Annotated in this window: 1 protein-coding gene; it reads right to left on the minus strand. The window is 66.7% G+C overall.

Going from position 1 to position 252, the window contains the following annotated elements:
• On the minus strand, positions 1-183 hold a 183-nt coding region (locus tag SB772_RS43630; RefSeq protein WP_410838982.1), incomplete at its 3' end, for a hypothetical protein.
• Positions 184-252: the final 69 nt, after the last annotated feature.

Consider the following 252-nt stretch of genomic DNA (forward strand, 5'->3'; position numbering starts at 1 on the left):
GTCGCCCAGACGAACCGGACGGTCGCGCTGATCGATAAACCGAGTGTCCAGCGCCAGATGCTCGCCGACCCGCGCCGGGTCGATGCCGGCGGCGCTGAACGGGTCGAACGCCTGCGCAACGCTGTGCTGCAGCGTCATCAGCCACAGCAATGCCAGCACCAGCGCAACCCGTTCAAGGTTCATTGGGCACGTCCTCGGGGGTTGGCCATCCCCGTTCCAGCAGGATTGCCCGCGCCTGTTCCAGTGGCAGGT

The sequence above is a fragment of the Paraburkholderia sp. SIMBA_030 genome, from assembly GCF_046535245.1.
Taxonomy (GTDB): domain Bacteria; phylum Pseudomonadota; class Gammaproteobacteria; order Burkholderiales; family Burkholderiaceae; genus Paraburkholderia.